The 19,557-nt window shown below is 56.9% G+C and carries 14 protein-coding genes; 5 read left to right on the top strand and 9 right to left on the bottom strand.

Features of this window, described 5'->3' with window-relative positions; translation table 11 throughout:
* Window positions 1-29: 29 nt before the first annotated feature.
* A complete protein-coding gene (locus PEL8287_RS00830) occupies window positions 30-902 on the bottom strand; it encodes a LysR substrate-binding domain-containing protein (RefSeq protein WP_085890468.1) in 873 nt (290 codons plus the stop codon).
* Between the two features lie 118 nt (window positions 903-1,020).
* Between PEL8287_RS00830 and PEL8287_RS00835 the strand changes: the two genes are divergently transcribed.
* The 4 genes from PEL8287_RS00835 (at window position 1,021) to pbfA (ending at window position 6,358) form a co-directional block, all read left to right on the top strand.
* The gene (locus PEL8287_RS00835; RefSeq protein ID WP_085890469.1) at window positions 1,021-2,208 is read left to right on the top strand and encodes a 2-aminoethylphosphonate--pyruvate transaminase; all 1,188 of its coding nucleotides are present in this window, start codon (window positions 1,021-1,023) and stop codon (window positions 2,206-2,208) included.
* 18 nt (window positions 2,209-2,226) lie between these two features.
* On the top strand, window positions 2,227-3,471 hold the full coding sequence (gene phnA, locus PEL8287_RS00840) for a phosphonoacetate hydrolase (RefSeq protein ID WP_085890470.1): 1,245 nt from the start codon (window positions 2,227-2,229) through the stop codon (window positions 3,469-3,471).
* A 15-nt stretch (window positions 3,472-3,486) separates the two neighbouring features.
* Window positions 3,487-4,938 carry a phosphonoacetaldehyde dehydrogenase gene (gene phnY / locus PEL8287_RS00845; RefSeq protein ID WP_085890471.1) on the top strand — a complete coding sequence of 484 codons (1,452 nt, stop codon included), beginning with the start codon at window positions 3,487-3,489 and terminating at the stop codon, window positions 4,936-4,938.
* A 64-nt stretch (window positions 4,939-5,002) separates the two neighbouring features.
* Complete coding sequence (gene pbfA, locus PEL8287_RS00850) at window positions 5,003-6,358, top strand: (R)-1-hydroxy-2-aminoethylphosphonate ammonia-lyase (protein ID WP_085890472.1); 1,356 nt, start codon at window positions 5,003-5,005, stop codon at window positions 6,356-6,358.
* A gap of 19 nt (window positions 6,359-6,377) precedes the next feature.
* Here the strand turns inward: pbfA and PEL8287_RS20415 are convergent, their stop codons facing one another.
* From PEL8287_RS20415 to PEL8287_RS00870, 5 genes are all read right to left on the bottom strand, one after another.
* Entirely contained in the window at window positions 6,378-6,509 is a 132-nt protein-coding gene (locus PEL8287_RS20415; RefSeq protein ID WP_268877789.1) for a hypothetical protein, read from the bottom strand.
* A gap of 15 nt (window positions 6,510-6,524) precedes the next feature.
* The gene (locus PEL8287_RS00855) at window positions 6,525-7,550 is read right to left on the bottom strand and encodes a 2-hydroxyacid dehydrogenase (RefSeq protein WP_085890473.1); all 1,026 of its coding nucleotides are present in this window, start codon (window positions 7,548-7,550) and stop codon (window positions 6,525-6,527) included.
* Between the two features lie 88 nt (window positions 7,551-7,638).
* A complete protein-coding gene (locus PEL8287_RS00860; RefSeq protein ID WP_085890474.1) occupies window positions 7,639-8,892 on the bottom strand; it encodes an NAD(P)/FAD-dependent oxidoreductase in 1,254 nt (417 codons plus the stop codon).
* Window positions 8,889-11,117, bottom strand: a complete 2,229-nt coding sequence (locus PEL8287_RS00865) for a TRAP transporter permease (protein WP_085890475.1) — start codon at window positions 11,115-11,117, stop codon at window positions 8,889-8,891. Before PEL8287_RS00865 ends, PEL8287_RS00860 begins: the two co-directional genes overlap by 4 nt.
* Before the next feature lie 105 nt (window positions 11,118-11,222).
* Entirely contained in the window at window positions 11,223-12,233 is a 1,011-nt protein-coding gene (locus PEL8287_RS00870) for a TAXI family TRAP transporter solute-binding subunit (protein ID WP_085890476.1), read from the bottom strand.
* Window positions 12,234-12,413: 180 nt separating this feature from the next.
* On the opposite strand from PEL8287_RS00870, the gene PEL8287_RS00875 reads away from it, so the two are divergent.
* A complete protein-coding gene (locus PEL8287_RS00875; RefSeq protein WP_235862100.1) occupies window positions 12,414-13,346 on the top strand; it encodes a LysR family transcriptional regulator in 933 nt (310 codons plus the stop codon).
* Window positions 13,347-13,369: 23 nt separating this feature from the next.
* Here PEL8287_RS00875 and PEL8287_RS00880 read toward each other — a convergent pair whose 3' ends face one another.
* Genes PEL8287_RS00880 through PEL8287_RS00890 form a run of 3 tightly spaced genes read right to left on the bottom strand, consistent with a single transcriptional unit; the run spans window position 13,370 to window position 19,487 of the window.
* Complete coding sequence (locus PEL8287_RS00880; RefSeq protein WP_085890478.1) at window positions 13,370-13,903, bottom strand: isochorismatase family protein; 534 nt, start codon at window positions 13,901-13,903, stop codon at window positions 13,370-13,372.
* A 50-nt stretch (window positions 13,904-13,953) separates the two neighbouring features.
* The gene (locus PEL8287_RS00885; protein WP_139837653.1) at window positions 13,954-17,691 is read right to left on the bottom strand and encodes a translocation/assembly module TamB domain-containing protein; all 3,738 of its coding nucleotides are present in this window, start codon (window positions 17,689-17,691) and stop codon (window positions 13,954-13,956) included.
* Entirely contained in the window at window positions 17,691-19,487 is a 1,797-nt protein-coding gene (locus tag PEL8287_RS00890; protein WP_085890480.1) for an autotransporter assembly complex protein TamA, read from the bottom strand. The genes PEL8287_RS00885 and PEL8287_RS00890 overlap by 1 nt, the downstream gene beginning before the upstream one ends.
* Window positions 19,488-19,557: the final 70 nt, after the last annotated feature.

Below are 19,557 nucleotides of genomic sequence, written 5' to 3' on the forward strand. Positions count from 1 at the left end.
TTGCCACCAGGTCGGACCGGGCCGGGCGGTTATTTTTCTATCTGGGCGGCGCTGGCGAGTTCCATAAAGGCACGGATCACCTTGACGTCGTGCCTCTGGGTCAGGTGCACGATAGTTTCGCTCATCCGGATAGACAGGTTTTCCAGGCGAATCTTCATCAGCCGATCATCCTGCACGTATTCTGCTTCGGACACAAAACCAATACCTGCTCCGGATGCGACGACCTCGCGAACGGCTTCGCGACCTTCGGCAACAATCACCGGTGTCAGTGTAATCGCGTGCTTTGCGGCCTCTTCTTCCATGTATTGACGGGTTTTCGAACCCGTTTCACGAAAAATCAGTGGCAGTTCAGCCAGCTCTTGCAGACTTATGCTTTTTTTCGATGCGGGTAAAAACCCCTTGGCGGCAAAGGCCGTTATTTCGGTCGCACCCAAGTCGATACTTGCCATGTCCTTTCCCGAGGGCAGGTTTCCGACAACACCGATTTCCGCATCATAAGCGCGCAACGCTTCCAGAATATCTTCTGTATTGCCGGCCCTCAAGGATATGGCAACGTCTGGATAACGCCGGCGAAAACGCCCCAGAATATCTGTTACGTGGTGGGCCGAATCGGCGATGATCCTTAATTCGCCGTCAATTGCCGCGCTGGTCTCGGACATGTAGTCTTCGATCTGTTTTTCAATCTCGAAAAAGCGCTTGGTCAGTAAAAAAAGCTGTTCACCCGCTTCGGTCAGGCGCACCCGCTTTCGCTCGCGGTGAAATAACAGGACATCATGGTCCTGCTCAAGTTTTCGAACCTGTTCGGAGATCGCTGGTTGCGTCAATAAAAGCGCTTCGGCTGCGCGTGAAAAACCACCCATCAGGGCGACATGGTGAAAGGCTTTCAATTGGCTGTGGCGCATAAAATTATTCCATCGTATCTCTATAAGCTAAACCTATATTTCGATTGTTAATTGCAATTTCACATATGGATAGAGTTCCTGCAATGGTGTTTCAGAAGCGCCTTTTCGGAGTAGTCTGATGAAAGCCCCCAGCACGAAAATTGAACCACCCCGTTTGGGCGAACCCTATCTTTTAACACCCGGCCCGCTGACCACCTCTTTTGCCGTGAAAGAGGCGATGCTGCGAGATTGGGGCAGTTGGGATGATGACTTCAGGGCCATGACCCAAGATATGCGCACGCGCCTGTTATCCCTGCTAGGGGACGGCGCGGACGACTTTGATTGTGTTCCGATGCAGGGCAGCGGTTCCTTCGCGGTCGAGGCAATGTTGGGGACGTTTATTCCAAAAGACGGCAAGGCACTGGTTCTGGCCAACGGGGCTTATGGGCTACGTTCGGCCAAAACAATGGAATACCTGGGACGTGAACATGTTGTGCTGGACAAGGGTGATTATCTACCGCCACGCGGCCAGGAGGTAGCGCAGATATTAGCAGACGACTCGGCGATTACCCATGTGGTGGCCATCCATTGTGAAACCAGTTCTGGCATCCTGAACCCAGTTGAGGAGATATCGGAAGCCACCTATGCGGCGGGCCGCAAATTGCTGGTCGATTCGATGTCGGCTTTCGGCGCCATCCCGTTGGAAGTTTCAAAGGTCCGGTACGAGGCAATGGTTTCCTCGGCGAACAAATGCATCGAAGGAGTGCCCGGTTTCGGGTTTGTCATTGCCCGCAAATCCGAGCTGGAGGCGTCCAAAGGTAATTGTCATTCACTGTCGCTGGATGTGCATGCACAATGGGACAATATGGAAAAAACCGGACAGTGGCGGTTCACCCCACCCACCCATGTGGTTGCCGCTTTTCTTGAGGCGCTGCGCGGACATGAAGCCGAAGGCGGTGTGGCGGGGCGGGGCGCACGATATACCAACAACCGCGATGTGATGGTGGCAGGCATGCGCGATCTGGGGTTTGAAACCCTCCTGAAAGATCGCTGGCTTAGCCCTATTATCGTGACGTTTTTCTGCCCTGCCGATCCCAATTTCGAGTTTTCTCGATTTTACGGACTGATGAAGGACAGGGGCTTCATTATCTATCCCGGTAAACTGACAGTGGTTGACAGTTTCCGTGTCGGCTGTATCGGGCAGATGGACGCCGAGGTTATGCGGCAGGTTGTGACCGCCGCCAAGGAAACGCTGGCTGAAATGGGTGTCGCAAGCGCTGCCCCTCCTGCAGCTGCGCTGGAAGAACGTGCCAAACTGGCCGCTTGATTACAAAGGAATACAGGTATGACGATCCAAACACCGGTTGTAGCGAACGACCGTATTTATTCAGCGCCGAAGGTTTGCGCGATTTCGATTTGTCTGGACGGGTGCGAGCCCGCGTATCTGACGGAGGCTATTTCGCGGGGTCTGATGCCGGTGCTGAAGCGGATGCGCGAAACCGGGACGGACCGTCTGGCGCATTCGGTGATCCCGTCGTTCACCAACCCCAACAACCTGTCGATTGCCACCGGTCGCCCGCCGAGTGTGCATGGCATCTGCGGCAATTACCTGATTGACCCCGAAAGCGGCGAAGAGGTGATGATGAACGATGTGCGTTTTCTGCGCGCACCGACGATCTTTTCGAAATTCTACGAGGCGGGTGCGCGTGTTGCGGTGGTCACTGCCAAGGACAAGCTGCGGGCTCTTTTAGGCGCGGGGCTGAAATTTGACGAAGATCGTGCGGTGGCGTTCTCATCGGAGCGTTCGGGCGAGACCACCCGGGCCGAGCATGGGATCGACAACGCCAGTGCATGGCTGGGCATGCCGGTGCCCGAGGTTTATTCGGCAGAGTTGTCGGAGTTCGTCTTTGCCGCCGGGGTGAAGCTTCTGAAAGAGTGGCAGCCCGACGTGATGTATCTGTCGACCACCGATTACATTCAGCACAAATACGCCCCCGATCAGCAGGGTGCGCTGGATTTTTATGCCATGTTCGACAAATATCTGGGCCAACTGGATGACCTGGGCGCGGCCATTGTCGTGACCGCCGACCACGGCATGAAGCCCAAGCACCATGCGGACGGGTCGCCCAACGTGATCTATGCGCAGGATCTGATGGATGCGTGGCTGGGCAAGGATGCGGCCCGGGTGATTCTGCCGATCACCGACCCTTATGTGGTGCACCACGGCGCGCTTGGCAGTTTTGCAACCGCCTATCTGCCTGAGGGTGCGGACAGGGCTGATATCATGGCCAGGCTCCGGGCCCGGGAGGAATTGATTCTGGTCATCGACAAGGCCGAGGCGATCAGACGGTTTGATCTGCCGGGCGACAGGATTGGCGATATCGTCATGATTTCGGGCGAGAATATCTGCATCGGCACTTCTGAGCACCGGCATGATCTGGCGGCGCTGAAAGAGCCCTTGCGCAGCCATGGTGGCTTGACCGAACAGGAGGTGCCCTTCATCGTGAACCGGGTCATTGATCTGCCGAACCAGCCTGAGTTGCGCAATTTTGATGCGTTCTTTTATGCCACCGCCGCTGCGGCACTCTGAGGGAAGGAACCCGATATGAAAGACACGATTGAAGTCCGCCATGAGGGCATGCGTATCGGCGGGGAGATTGTCTTTACCGATGATGTGATCGAGGTAAAATATCCCTACACCGAAGACGTGGTGGGCACCGTACCTGCGGGGCAGGCCGAACACGCCCGCCGGGCGTTTGAGATTGCCGCCAATTACACGCCGAAGCTCAGCCGCTACGAGCGCAGCCAGATCCTGCAGCGTGCCGGCGAGCTGATCGGCGAGAAGCGCGACGATCTGGCGAAATGGCTGACGCTGGAGCTGGGGATTTGCCACCAGCACGCGATTTACGAGACAAAACGCGCGCAGGATGTGTATCAGTTCGCCGCCGGGCAGGCGATGAATGACGATGGCGAAATCTTCAGCTGCGATCTGACCCATAACGGCAAGGAGCGCAAGATCTACACCACGCGCGAGCCGGTGCGGGCGATCTCTGCGATCACGCCGTTCAATCATCCGCTCAACATGGTCAGCCACAAGATCGCGCCGTCGATTGCCACCAACAACTGCATGGTCTGCAAGCCGACCGAACTGACGCCGCTGACCTGCATCGCGCTGGCGGATATCCTGTACGAGGCCGGGCTGCCGCCCGAGATGTTCCAGGTGGTGACCGGCCTGCCGGGCGATATTGGCGATGAGATGATCACCAATGACAACATCGACATCATCACCTTTACCGGCGGCGTGCCGGTGGGCAAGATCATCGCCGCCAAAGCCGGGTATAAACGTCAGGCGCTGGAGCTGGGCGGGAATGATCCGCTGATCATCTGCAATGATCTGACTGACGCCGATCTGGACAAGGCCGCGACGATTGCGGTGGCGGGCGCGACGGGCAATTCCGGTCAGCGCTGTACCGCGGTGAAACGCATTCTGGTGCAGGAAAGCGTGGCCGACAGGTTTGTGCCGCTGGTGCTGGAGAAGGCCAAAAAGATCCGGTTCGGCGACCCGCAGGACCCGGCGACCGAGCTGGGCTGCGTGATCCATGCGCAGGCGGCTGAACTGTTTGAAAAACGGGTCTTCATGGCCGAAGAGCAAGGGGCCGAAATCCTCTATCACCCCGGCCGTCAGGGCGCGCTTTTGCCACCCATCGTGGTGGATAAAGTGCCCCATGACAGCGAGCTGGTGATGGAAGAAACCTTTGGCCCGATTGTGCCCATCGTGCGTGTCCCCGATGACGACGCCAAGGTGATGGCCATCTCGAACTCAACCCAGTTCGGCCTGTCCTCGGGCGTCTGCACCAATGACCTGAACCGCGCCATTGCCTATATCAACGGGCTGAACGTGGGCACCTGCAACATCTGGGAACAACCCGGCTACCGCATAGAAATGAGCCCCTTTGGTGGCATCAAGGACAGCGGCAATGGCGTCAAGGAGGGCGTCATCGAGGCCATGAAGTTCTTCACAAACGTCAAAACATACTCCCTCCCTTGGCCAGGGTGAAACAACTTAATCTTCCTGACACGCGGGCCCAATTCCGGGCCCGCCTTTTTCTCACAGGTGCAAGATGGTCCTTAAAATCGTTCATACCGAGGGTGAATCCAACACGTCGGACGCCCGGCAGACATGGTTGAAAAAATCCATCGGCCCAAAATCTGAACCGCTATTGAAACGTGATTCCGATGTGTTCTTGCACCAAAGCCTGTCCAGCCCCTGTGTGAGTACGATAGCAAAGGCCGAAGGTATCTGGATCGAGGATATGGACGGTCGTCGCTTCATGGATTTCCACGGGAATTCCGTTCATCATATCGGATATGGCCACCCCCGTCTGATCAAGGCAATCAAGGACCAGCTGGATGATCTGCCTTTTGCCCCGCGGCGCTTTACCAATGATCCCGCGGTCGCGCTGGCAGAAAAACTGGCCAAAATAGCCCCTGGTGACCTAGGCAAAACACTGTTCACAACGGGCGGTTCAGATGCCAACGAAGTGGCCCTGAAGATTGCTCGTGCAGCCACCGGGCGGTTTAAAACCGTATCATTCTGGGATGCCTTTCACGGCGCCGGCATGGGGGCGGCAAGTGTAGGGGGCGAAGCGACTTTCCGCAGCCATATTGCGGGTCCGCTATTGCCCGGCGCTGAACACGTGGCGCCCTTCGCCTGCTATCGCTGCCCGTACAATCACGCCGGCCCCGATGTTTGCGGGCTGGCCTGTGCCAAGATGGTTGACTACGTGTTGGAACGTGAAGGCGACGTCGCCGCTGTCATTGCCGAGCCGATGCGTGCCGTACCCTATGTGCCGCCGCCGGGATTCTGGGCTGCCGTACGCGACGCCTGCAACCGGCGCGGGGCGCTGTTGATCATGGATGAGATTCCGACCGGTCTGGGTAAAACCGGACGCATGTTTGCTTTCGACCATGATGGGGTAATCCCCGATATCGTCACTATCGGCAAAGCTTTGGGCGGGGGAATTCTGCCTATCGCCGCTTGCATCGCGCGGCGTGATCTGGATGTCTGTGGCGATTTCGCCATCGGGCATTATACGCACGAGAAAAACCCGGTGACAGCCCGAGCGGCGCTGACAACCATTGAAATCATCGAAGATGAAGGATTGGTCGAACGATCGGCTGAATTGGGCCAACATGCAATGCAGACCCTGCAGGATCGCTTGGCCGATTGCCCGATTGTGGGTGATATTCGCGGTCGCGGTCTGATGTTCGGAGTCGAGATTGTCGAGGATCGCGCTGACAAGACGCCAGGCAACGCAAAGGCCGAGAAAATCTACTATGCGTGCCTTGAGGCAGGGTTGAGTTTCAAGATCAGCCAGGGATGCGTTTTGACCCTGTCGCCACCGTTGACGATCGCGCGCGCGGATCTGGACCAGGCGCTGGACATTGTGGTAACGGCGATCAAGGCCGCCGCGTGACGGGATCGTCGGGTCGATGTCACTCGGCGCGGCCCGTCGCAGCGTGGTTTTCTATGGCGGCGTCGGTTGCAATGATTAACGGCATCTCGTGCAGGTTTAACAATGGATTTTCTGACGCTTCGAACATGTGGTTTGGGGCAGTAGCATCCATTGTTGGCTCCGAACTCTAAGAAATTGTAATATCTTGAAAAATCACCCCTTTTGTCTGCATCCGCAGCCGGGGATCAGCCGATTTAACCAGAACTTCACGCCCTTCGATCAGTTCCAGGCACCGTTCCAGCGTTTCTGATTCCAGGCGTTCCATCGCCTGTTGGGTATAGAATGTAAGATGCGGTGACAGGATCACATTGGGATGGTCGAAAAGCGGGCTGAGCGGGTGGCCCCGGCGGGAAAGCGGTTCATTGCTAAAGACATCCAGCCCGGCCCCTGCGATCCACTTTTCGCTGATAGCGCGAACCAGCGCGTTTTCATCGACGATTGCGCCGCGCGATACATTGATCAAAAAGGCATTCGGTTTCATGGCGCGCAATTCTGCCTCACCAATCATGCTGCGGGTTTCATCATTCAGCACGCAGTGGATAGTAACAAAATCACTCTGCGACAGAAGGTCGGAAAGATTATCGATTTTTTCGACGCCAAGCTTGCGCATATCCTCTTCCGGAGTGTGAGGGCTGTAGGATATCACGCGCGCCCTGAACCCCAATCCGGCCATGCGGGCCATGCTGCATCCGATCCTGCCCAAACCGATAATACCGACGGTCTTGCCCGCAATATCCGATCCCAGCCAGGTTGGCTCGGGCCAGGCCCATCCGGTTGCATCCATCTGCCGGTTTAGCGGAATCAGATTTTTGGCCAGGGCCATCATCAGGGCAAAGGCGCCCTCGGCGACAGTTTCTTCGGCGTATTCCGGGATGTTGACGACAGTCACCTCGTTTTCGATCGCCGCGGGAATGTCTATGGCATCGATTCCGACGCCATATTTTACGATGCCCCGCAAATTTTTTGCCGTCTCGATAACTCGCCGGGTGATCGGCGTGTAGCACATAAGCAAAAGTCCGGCGTCACGAACTGCATCTACCAGATCATCCTCGGAAATGCCGTCGGGAAGCAGCACCAGATCATGTCCGGCGTCCTGCAATGCCCCGTCCAGCAGCGGCGTTTGCAGTTCTCGGTCTGTCCTGACGATTTTCATATACTATCTTTCCAAGAAGCGGGTGTGGCACTTCCCTGATTTTTACGGGGTTCGATAACGTGGTGTTGCCAGGCGCAATCGGGCCCGTCTATGAAAAACGATCAGGGCGGTAGCTGGAGAGGTCAATGTTTGTATTTCGGGCCATCACCAAATCGGCCGCCAGGCGCCCGGTTTTGGGGCCCATCATGAACCCCCAGTGGCTATGCCCAAAAGCAGCTGTCAATCCAGGTTGGCCAGGGATTGCCCCGATGGCAGGCAGGCTGTCAGGGAACGAGGGGCGAAAGCCCGACCATGTGTTGTAGTCCGCTTTTCCCAAATCGGGGCACATCTGCCGGGCAACCGTTGCAAGGGCCCCTGCGCGGCGATCGCTTGGGCCAGAACCCAGCCCGCCAAATTCAGCGGTGCCAGCGGCGCGCAGCCCCATGTCCATACTGCTGGCCACGAATTTTTTATCCATGTCCATAACCGAATTGTTCAGAGTCACACCGGCATCGGGAAAGACAATGTGATAGCCGCGCTCGGCCTCAAGCGGCACCTTTACCCCCAATGGTGCCAGCAACCTTGCTGACCAGGCCCCGGCACTCAGAACCACCTGTTCGGCGGCGTGGGTGCCTGAGGATGTTATGATTTGCCAAGACCCGCCATCGTCGGGTTTAAGCTCGACGACCTCGGCCTGAGTGACAATACCGCCAAGCAATTTCAGTTTGTCCAGCAGCACCGCACAGATGCGGCCCGGGTCAGTTGCCCGGGCCTGGCCCCGGATCAGAATCGCGCCCGAGAAGTCGGCGGACAGTGCGGGCTCGATCCGGCGCAATTCGGTCCGGTCTATACGTTCCGGAGGAGGGCCATATTGGCGGCGCAAGTCCATTTCGAATCCGCTCAGATCCAGTTTGGCCGGGTCCCGACTTGCCATCACGTAGCAGCTTTCGCGGATCAGATCCTCGTGCCCGGTGCCTTTGAGATGCTGACGATACAGATCGACATTGTCGTGGTTCAGCATATGCATTGCTGTTGCGATGCGCTCAACCTCTGCCTGACGGCCTGCCTTTAGAAAACGCAGCGCCCACGGCAGAAACCGGGGCAGGTAGGTAGGATGCAGGGCGACCGGCCCCAGGGGATCCAGCAACCAACGCGGAATGCGGCGCCACGTTCCGGGTAATGATTGCGGTACGACCGCGAAGGGTGAGACTACACCGGCATTGCCCATCGACGCGCCTTGTCCGGGAGTGTCACGGTCAAAAAGCTGAACGCGAACGCCACGTTCGGCCAGGGTGAGGGCGGTGCAAATGCCGACAATGCCTCCGCCGATCACGGCAACCGGATTATTGGTTTCGCTGCTCATGCCGGGTTCCCCGCTGTGCGCCGCTGCGCCATGATCTGGAATAGTACGGCCGGAGCAATAACAACCAGTGCCAACAGGTCACTGGTAAGGCTTGGGGCGACCAGCAGAACACCGCCTACGACCATGCTTAGACGCCACAGGCCTGACAGGCGCATCAGGAAGAAGCCCGAGACCGCTGTGGCAATCACAAAAATACCCAAGCCGCAGGTGAGCGACACCTGAAGGAACGAGGTAAGGGTGAAATACTCGGGCAGCACAATCAGCATCGTGGGCGCATAGACAAAGACCATCGGCACCATCAGTTTGCCCAGTCCAAGGGTAAAGGCACTGACCCCTGTACGGAACGGATTGGCATTGGCGATACCGGCGGCAGCGTAGGCCGAGGCACAGACCGGTGGGGTGATTTCCGATATCACGCCGTAATAGAGAACAAACATATGGGTGGCCAAAGGCGGCACGCCCAACTGGCTGAGGGCCGGGGTGGCGACGGCCACCAGCATTATGTAAAGCGCTGTCGTCGGCAGACCTGCGCCCATCAGGATGCAGGCCATGGCGATCAGGACCAGTGACACGAATTGCTGGATGCCGCCCTGGGTAAAGGCCTCGCCGGGCAGCCAGCCGATCAGCGGATGAAGGCTTGCCGCGATATCGGCCGCCCCGTTTGTGACCATGAAGCCAAGGCGAAAGCCGATACCGGTGGTGTTGATCACGCCCACGACGATGCCTACGGCGGCCGAAGCAGCGCCGACGGCCAACGCATATTGGACGCCGACATGGAAGCTGTCGAAGAGATCCTTGAAGGTCTTGCGCTTGTTCCGGTTAAGGGCCCCCACCAGCGTCAGTGCGGCAAGGATGCCGGCAAGGCTCGGGGAAAAACCTTCGCCGCTGAGGGGAGAGGCTTTCCAGAAAATAAAACCCAGCAATGCCAGCGGGATCAGCAGGGTGGCGGGTTTGTCGGGGGCGCAAAACCCCACAACAATGCAGAGCGTCAGCCCCATGAAGGCTGCCATATTCGGTGAATAACCGGAAAACAGCACCACCAGCAGGGCAATCAGCGGGATAATGGTGAACCAGCCATCGCGCCAGACCTGCGCCACTTTCGGCAACTGGTCTTTGGGGTAGGCGTGCAGGCCCAGTCGTTTGGCGGTGAAATGCACAATCGACAGCACACCGATATAATGCATCAGCGCGGGTACGATGGCGGCTATGACGATGGTGGTATAGGGCACCTCAAGATACTCGGCCATCAGGAAACTGGCAGCACCCATGATCGGCGGAGTGATCTGGCCTCCGGCGCTTGAGGCCGCCTCGACCCCGCCGGCGAAATGCCCCGGATAACCCATCTTCTTCATATTGGGGATGGTCAGCGACCCGGTAGAAACGGTGTTGGCGATGCTCGAGCCCGAGATGGTGCCGAAAAATGCCGACGACACGACCGAGACCTTGGCAGGTCCGCCGGTATAGCGCCCGGCAAGGATCATCGCGTTATCGACGAAGAATTGTCCCAGCCCCATGCGTTGGGCAACGACGCCGAACAGCACAAAGTGAAACACCACCGTCGAGACCACCCAGAGCGTGACACCAAAGATACCTTCCGACGGAAAGTACATGTTGTTGATGAACTGGTGCCAGTCCACGCCGGGGTGTTGCAGGATCTGCACCGGCATATAGGGGCCAAACAGGGCGTAGGACATGAAAACCAGAATGATCAGCGGAAGTACAAAACCGATGGTGCGGCGGGCGATCTCAAGTGTGGCGACAACCAGAATCGTACCAAGCACCACATCGGTTTGGGTCGGGTTACCTTGACGCAGCGCCTGTTCCGGAATGTCCAGTCCGAACCAGGTGAAGCCCCGCCAGCTGGCCCATAAAAACAAGGCCGCAACCATGCCCGCCAGCGCCAGCGCCCAGTCAAACAGCGGCACATTGCCGGGTGACATCGCTTTGCCTGAATAGGCCAGCGTGCGGGCGTTGCGGATCAGGGGGAAGCTGAGAAAGATAAACAGGAAAAGCCCTGCCAGATGGATACCCATGTGGATGTGATCCACCGGCGTGCCAAATCCGGCGGTCCAGATGTGATAGAAGGCAAAGGCGATCATGGCCCAATACAGAAACTGCGACACCACCGGCCCGTTGTCACGAGTGTTGAGGGCGCTGTCGTATTTCTTTTCCAGTTCTTCCAGCTGTTTTTCGTCAAGCTGTGTGGAAATTGGATCAGAGGTCATGGGATCACTGCCTTTGCGGGCGCAGATCAGGTTGCGCCAGTTGGTTTGGGAATGCCGGGGGGTGAAAAAAGGGCGGGCACCAATGGCCCGCCCCCGAATGGCTGCTTATTGCAGCATTCCAATTTCGCGATAGTACCGCTCGGCACCCGGGTGCAGCGGCACGCCGATGCCTTCAACCCCGTCAAGGGCGGTTTCAACTGTGATGACCTTGGCCTTGGGGTGGCCGCTGTCCAGCAGTTTGCGCGCAGTATCCGACCAAAGGGCCTTGGTGATTTCATAGACCAGCTCTTCGTCCTGATTGGCATTGGCGACCAGCATGCCCGACACGGCCAGCGTATCGACATCGTATTGAACGCCGGGATACGTGCCCCCCGGAATTTTCGACTTGATGTAATAGGGCACAGCATTATTGCCGGCGGTCAGTTCTTCGTCGGTCCAGCTATACAGCTCCATGCCTTTGGTGTTATCAAGCTGGATCATCGCCGCCACAGGCGTACCGGCAGCGTAGAAATAAGCATCCAGCTGACCATCGGCCAGACGTTCGGCACTTTGAGTATTGTTCAGCTCGGCCTCTTCAATGTTATCGCGGGTGATGCCCTGGGTGGCCAGAATAAGCTCAACCGCGATCTGCGTGCCCGATCCGGCCTGTGCAATGCCCACGCGCTTGCCTTCCAGCGCTTTCAGGCTGTCCAGCGTCGTCCCCTTGGGCAGCACCAGATGCACGTCTTCGGGGAACAGGTTGGCAATCACGCGCAGGTCCTTCTTGGCATTGCCTTCGAACACGCCGGTGCCGTTATAGGCAAAGTTCAGCGTGGCAGCCCCGGTCAGCCCGGCCTCCATCTGGCCTGCCTGAATGGCATTCACGTTATGGGCCGAGGCATTGGTCGACTGTGCAATCGCCACAAGACCGGGCACACCACAGTTGCCACCTTCTCCGCAGGGTCGCGAGCCGGGCGGGTTTGAGATGGCGTTGGCAATCAGCCCGCCGATAGGGAAATAGGTGCCTCCGGCGCTACCGGTACCAATACGGAAGAATTTCATCTCCTGTGCCGATGCGGTGCCGATCATCATGGCACCTGCCACGGCGACAGCTGCAAATCTGGTAATCATTTTCATATTTTTTCTCTCCGCTGTTGTACAAATTGGGAAATTTGCCTTGAAGGCCAGTTCGACAACGTGACCTGCAAGATACTTGCCCCTTTAGTGAGCAGGATGGTTGCGCAAAAAAAACATAAATACAAATTGCAAATTTTTCTCTGAACATAATAAATTCTAATATAGAGATTGGGTATGAACATGACCCAACTTACCGTTTTTCGCGAAATCATGCTGTCAGGATCGGTGTCACAGGCCGCTCGTAATCTTGGTCGCACCCAACCCGCCATCAGCAGCACACTTGCCACACTGGAGGCCGGGTTGGGATTTCAGCTGTTCGAGCGGCGCGGCAAGCGACTGTATCCAGTGCCTGAAGCGCATTATCTGCTGGAAGAAGCCACTCAGATACTGGACCAGCTAACCACGACGGAACGCAATATTCAGAACCTTAAAGCCCTCCAAAGTGGCGAATTGCGCATTGTCGCTATGCCGGGGCCTTCGGTATTTCTTGTCCCCCAGCTGGTTAGCCAGATTGCAAAAAACAACAATGATATCCGTGCGACGGTGGTCACCCGCAGCTCGCCGCAGGTGCATCAACTGGTATCAACCCAAAGTTACGACGTTGGCATTGCCGATCTGGGGGTGGAATATAGTCTGAACACCTCGCTTGTGCGGTCCGAACCCTTTGCCAGCGATTGTTTGTTTGCCGTTCCTGCCAATGACCCGATGGCGCAGAAAAAGGTGTTGCAACCCGCTGATCTGAATGGCCGGCCATTAGCGACGTTGCACAGGGAGCACCACAGCCATCGTGAAATTCGCAGAGCTTTTCAGGTTGCCGGTGCGGAGTTGGTGGTACGTTTTGAAACGCAGTATTATCTGCCCTTGCTGACCTATGTCGAAGAAGGGCTCGCTTGTGCAATTGTAGATACATTGACTGCAGAAACCTATCGGCACTATCGCGGAGAGGCTGCGCACCGTGTTGTTTTCCGCCCATTCAGTCCTGAAATCACCCTTTCTTTTGCAACGCTGACCCCGGCACACCGGCCACCGTCACAACTGGCACAGGCCTTCATTTCGTTGTGGCGGGCCAAAGTTGACAGTGTGAATTCCCATTGGAATGCGAATGAACGTTGAATGCATGTGATTGCACGCCCTGCCTATTTGACAAGCTTGAGGATGTCGCGAAAAGATGGGTGTTCGGCCGATCCGAGCCATTCAAAGATCACCATTTCAGTTGTCACGATCTCGGCGCCGTGGCGGGCCATTCGTTCAAGGGCGGCTCGTCTGTTCTGCGGGGTTCGGGAACCAACGGCATCGGCGACCACAAACACCTGACGACCGGCATCAATCAGGCCAAGCACAGTCTGAAGGACGCAGACATGGGCCTCGCAGCCAGCGACGACGATTGCATTCGTTCCATCTATGTGGCCCGCAACCTTTGGTGTGCGTAGCGCGTCAAAAGTCATCTTATGCAGCACTTCACCGGGATACGGCGCAAGCTTTGTCAGCGTGTGCCCCAATTTTTCTGGGTTCTGCTCGGTATAAGTCAGGGGCAGATTCAGATATCTGGCCGCTTCGATCAGGCTGAACGCATTGCTTATCACAGCGTCTGAGTCATGAATGGCTGGCATCAACCGGGTCTGAAAATCAATCACCAAAAGGTCAGAGCTTGCAGAGTTCAGTGTCAGCATATCGGCCCCCCTGATGTGAAACAGGTTCCGCTTATACGAATGCGGAACATCTAATAATCCTTTTCAAAGAAGATACCCAGCCCGGTACCGCCTTCATTGTCAAGGCCACCCTTGACCGTCAGGCGCGAGTTTATGTCAAGGTTCAGGTTGATCTCCTGTCGGCCCTCGCTGTCGGCTGTAACCTCTGAATAGATATTTTTGGACAGGTAGGCACCTGCCTTGACCTGTGTTGAACCTTCTTCGGTTGAAGAAATGTCAAGATCGCTCAGACCGACCGTGTCACGCAGGCGGCCCACAATGTCATTATTGCTGCGGCCAGCAAGCGTGGCGACAGCCGAGGCAAGTTGCGCTGCCTGAAAGGGTGAAACCGTATCCAGTCCTCGGCCGAACAGAAGGCGCGAAACTACTTCCTCTTGGGGCAACTCGGGTTGGGATTGGAACGTAATTTCCGGTTCGCTGGCCAATCCTTCGATAATGACCTGAATTGAAATGTCATCCGACTGGGTTTCGGCAACAAATCTGAGGTAGGGGTCCAGGGCGCCGCGAAGGTCTATCAGCCCTTCAGTCAGATCCAAGCGTTTACCCAGAATATCAAGCCGACCGCGGATCAACTGGAAAAAGCCACTTGGTACGACATTGTTAGTGTCCCCGGTCAGAAACAAACGCCCCCCCAGTTCTGCATCCAGCCCCCGGCCGCGTACAAAAATTCGGTTTGGGGCGTTGATCGTCAAACTTAGAGGAAATGGTTTGCCTGGTTTGGTTTCGGCGGTCTTCACAAGACCGGCCCGCGCGCGCGTCGCCCTGACATTCGCAGGTTCGTTCAGATGTTGAATATCGGGCAATGAAACGCTTGCCGCAGCAGTCGAGGACGGTATCCGAACTGTAGTCTCATCCAGCTGCAATTCACCACCGATGCGCGCACCGCCAGTCAGGGGCCCGGCAATAGCGACGTTTCCGTTCACGGTCGTTTCGTACAGAATGCGGTCAGTCAGTACGGCGTTTTCCAGATTTGCAGAAATGTCACCCACGAACGGGGTTGCCAGGTTGATCGTGCCGGCAACCGTAGCCCTGCCGCCGTCGCGTAATTGCCCCGCCATATCAATTTGCGCACTACCAGACGCCAGCGAAACAGTGCCAGCAACGTTCTGGACTGCGAACTTCAGGGCAGGAAGCGACAGGCGCGCATCGTTGGTACTGATGGTGCCGGAAAGCGCAGACAGAGTCGGAGGGCCGGAAAGCCGAAGGTCAAAAGCAGCATTGCCCTGAACGGAACGCGGCGTGATGAAGTTGTTGGCAAGTGCCATCGGAGCTTTACCGGTCAGGGCCAGATCAACACGTTCGCCGTAATTTACAATGTTGCCTTGCACGTTTGCTGTGGTGCCACCGGGGCCGATGGCGCTGAGAGCGACAGCAACGTCACGCGCATCTGGACCAAGATGCGCAATCGTGCCCGAGGCGCTTAACGGGCCGTCAAAGCCCGGTGCAAGAAGGCCCAGATTTGCAAGACGCCCATTGATCTGCAGCGGTCCAGTGCCGTTATCGTCACCTTTGATATCCAACTGCAGTTGCGACGATTTAAGGGACAATGAGCGGATATCAAGCTGGTTTCCCCTGCGCCCTGAAACCGTACTGAATGTCAGACTTCCTGCTATCAGCTGATCAAGAGTGGCAATGCCGGTTTTCACGCCATTGCCATTCAAACTGGCCGAAACCTGAAAGTCCTGACCTTGCAACGCGCCTGATCCGTCGAGCGAAAGATCAAGTTTTCCTGCCAGATTATGCTTGGAAAGGGCTGCAAATCGGGACAGGTCATTGATTGTCGCTTGCAGGTTTCCGGTGACCGGTAACCCCGGTCGTTCGGGTGAAACCGAGCCGGCGGCGTTCAGGGTTGCATCCGCCACTTGCAGGTTCAAAGCAGTCAGGGTTACGTCGCCGCCAGCCTGCCAGCTGAAATCCGAAGCAACTCTAGCCGGGCCTGACAGCTTGGGTTCGACTAGCGATATGTCAAAGACCTGCGCGGTAATCCCCAGTTTTCCCCGGTCGGTGTCAATCCGACCGGCGGCATTCGCCGACAGGGCGTCATTTATAAATGCCAGCTTTCGCAGCTCCGTGCCGGAAGTATCGCGCATGACTGCAAGCTGCATATTGCTTTTGCCCGCCAGTAATGGATCAAGACGCGGTGTGCTGGTGTTCAGATCTGTCGTCTGGGCGTCCAGCGTGATATCAAAGGCGCCGCCCAGAAGCGTGCCGTTACCCGACAGCGTTGCATCTGCACGTCCCGCCAGTCCCCGATTTGCCAATGGGCCAAAACGCCCAAGATCGTCAGCGACAATCCGCAAATGCCCTGAGGCGGGGAATCCTTCGGACAGGCCATCCAGAGTTGCGTCGCCCTCAAGCTGGACATCGCCTGACTTCAGGGTGAGATCGCTAACTTCAAGTGGCGCGTCTTCCTGCCAGTCAATATCGGCACTACCGTTAAGGGTTGTACCCATTGCCTTTGCAAGTGCCTGATCTGAATTTTCGATACCATCAACAGAGACCTCCAGGCGCGCCGAGACAGATTTCACGGTGGATTGCCCGATCACACCTGTCGCAGACAAAGTGCCCCTTGCTACCTTCAAGGCATTTTGTTCCAGTTCGGAAAAGGTGATGTCCGCCTGCCACTGATTATCCTGCTCCGCGTCAAATCTGGCTGCGACCTGCGCCTTTTCCACCCAGGTCCCCGGGCCGGAAATGGGAAGCCTGATCCGGGTGCCATCACCAAGTTGACCATTCAGGTTAAAGTGGACGGGCCAGTGATCAGCGTTAAGTTCAAGCTGGCCGGAAAGTACAAGCGCGGCGGATGCAAGCGTCAGGTTCGATATTTCAACCTTTCCGCTATCCGATGCCACCCCCTCTAGTGCAAGGCGGCTTTGATCGCCAAAGAAGCGTCGGTAGTCGGGCTTGAACAACGGGGCAAGATCGCCTTGCAGATTGGCGGAAAATTGCTTTCCTGGCTCATTTGGCGACTGCGTCGACTGGATCTGGATGTCGCCTTGCAGCCGGGGTTCGCCGGCGGAGGCGAGGGTGATCAGCGCCGTGAAATACGAAAGAGGATCTTCGCCTTCAATCTGCAGGTCCAGGGCCGGGCGGTCGGGCAGGCCCAGAAGGTTGGCGGCAATTCCATCTTCATCCTCGCGAAGATCCAGCTTCAGCGCCAGAACGCTTGTGAGGTTCGAATACCCTGCATCAAGTGTCAGTTCACCACGGCCGTCGGTTCGCGAAACTGCAAGATTGGCTTGACCGTTGCCAGAGCCCAGAATTGCACTGCCCGTCACCGACAATTCAGCCTCGGCGCCAAAAACGGCCTGGCCTAGGTATACAAGGTCTGCGCTGATTTCACCGATACGAATTGAAACCGGCAGTTCGGGAAGGGAAAAGTCGGTGGCCTCTGCGTCGGCGGGCGACAGACCTGCATCGCCTTTGGGAAGACGCGGCAGCAGGATTTCCTCAGCGTTCAGACGGTTTACCTCAAGCTTTCCTGCCAGCAACGCACTGCGCGTCCAATCCAATGCCACGTTGTGGAGGGTGATCCAGATGCCGTTGTCATCCGCGATGGTCAACTCTTCGATCGTCGCGGAAGATGACAAAGCTCCTTTAAAGCCCTTTATCCTGACCTCTCGACCAGCGTCAGAAAGATTGTCTTCCAGCAAAGCCTGCAAATATCCGCGGTCATCCTGACTTGTATCCTGCGCCCAACCGGCAGCCGCAAGAAAGGCAATCAGGGTTATGATCACTAATGTCCGCATCAGAAGGCCTGTCCAATTCCGATGTAAAGTTCAAAGTCTGTACCACTGCTGCCATCAATTGGTGTCGCGACATCAACCCGAATCGGGCCAACCCCAGTTGTATAACGCGCGCCAATCCCGGCGCCGCTGTGCCAATTTCCATTCTCAGTAGCCCATGCATCCTGTCCGACAAACCCTGTATCCGCAAAGACAACCAGACCCAGTTTGTCGGTTATGTCAGCACGCACCTCGCCGCTGAAAGCCATGAAAGACCGCCCCCCGACACGCCGTCCGCCGCTGAGTTCCACAGCAAGCGATTGGTAAGGCTGCCCCCTGACCGTGCCCGCCCCACCGGAAAAAAACAGCATATCTGGCGGCACATCTGCGGTGCTGGCCCCGGCGACAGAACCCAGCTGAGCACGCGCCGCAAGGGTAACGCCGTCGTTGGCGCCAAAACTGCGATAAACCCGGGTATCCGCATAAACCCTGGCACCGGTTGTGCTTTCATCAAGCCCGATAAACGGGTCGGTGTGAAGGTCGATGTAAAACCCTTTGGTGGCATCCAACGCGTTGTCACGCTTGTCCAGCGTAAGTCGCAGAGGAAAGATCAGGTGCTGAATGCTGCGCGATCCCAGATCGTCATCAATTTCAGTGTAGCGATAGGTTATCCCCGCCTCACCTGTCAGTTTGTCCGAGAATATGTGGCTAAGGCCAGCGCCCAGCTGAATATTGCGTTCCCGGTAGTCCGGGTCGTCAAGTTCTTCCAGTTTTGCCAGCAAAAACAGACTGGTGTCTGGTGTGAACGTGGCTGGGCGCTCAAATCGGGTGGACAGGCGGTAGTCGATACCACCCGAATCCCCGCCGATTCCGCTTATTTCGCCGTCAAATCTTAGCCGCTCAGCCCCGCCCAGCAGGTTACGGTGCAGCCAGAAGCCTGAAAGTGTCAGACCTTCCAGCGATGAAAGTTCGGCGCCAACACCAACACGTCTGCGTTTGGCGTCGGTCAGATCGGCTGTAATATCCAGAGTGTCACTGGGACCGGTGCTTTCGTTTTCTTCCAATACAACCGACCGGAAGGCGCCGGTTCGGCGTAGCCGGGTGGCCGCTTTGCGAACTTCGTCCGGTGAGTATACGTCGCCCGTGGGCAGGCCTGCAATTTCACGTATACGCTTGTCTCTGACCCGGCCCTGCCTGGCGATATTGAGATTGCCAAATCTAAGCCATGGCCCTTGAGACAGACCAATATCTGCAGAAAGCGTATGCTTTTTGTGATCGGCGGTAATTTCCTGTGATACGACCTTTGCCTTGGCATAACCAACTTCGCGCCAGCGCAATATGCCGGCAGCGGCAGCTTCCCCGATCAGATCGCCCCGGGCCTGCTGGCCTTTGGCAAAACCTTCTGGAAGTGTTGTTCCGTTGGCCAGGGGGGCAATTCGTGCGGTGGAAAAGAAAAAGGGCGCCCCGGGCCGCACGTCAAGCGTGACCCGGTCAATCCGTTTCGGGGTTGAAAGTGGGGGAATGTTGGCGGCCTCCTGGCCATCGACATTGATTTTAATGACACCGCCAAAATATCCTGCGGCGTAAAGTACCCCAACCAGACGGGCATAGTCGGCCTGCGCTGCGGCAAGCATGTCTTGTGGAGTCACGTCTTCGCCTGCCGCCGTGGCAATACTTAGCGATGACCGGCGCAGCTTTTCCCCAAAATCCTTTGAGACGCCAGGGGCGTTCAGGGTCACTTCGGTCGCTCCCACGCTTGCGGCCAGAAAGGCAAAAACTGCAAACGCCAGAACCGGGCGTGTGACACGTGATTCGAACAACTCAGGACCTCCAATACCGCACCCCCTTTGTATCGCATTGTTAGGTGCGGGTTACCACGCTATCGGCGAG

The organism is Roseovarius litorisediminis (assembly GCF_900172295.1).
In the GTDB taxonomy this organism is placed as follows: Bacteria; Pseudomonadota; Alphaproteobacteria; order Rhodobacterales; family Rhodobacteraceae; genus Roseovarius; species Roseovarius litorisediminis.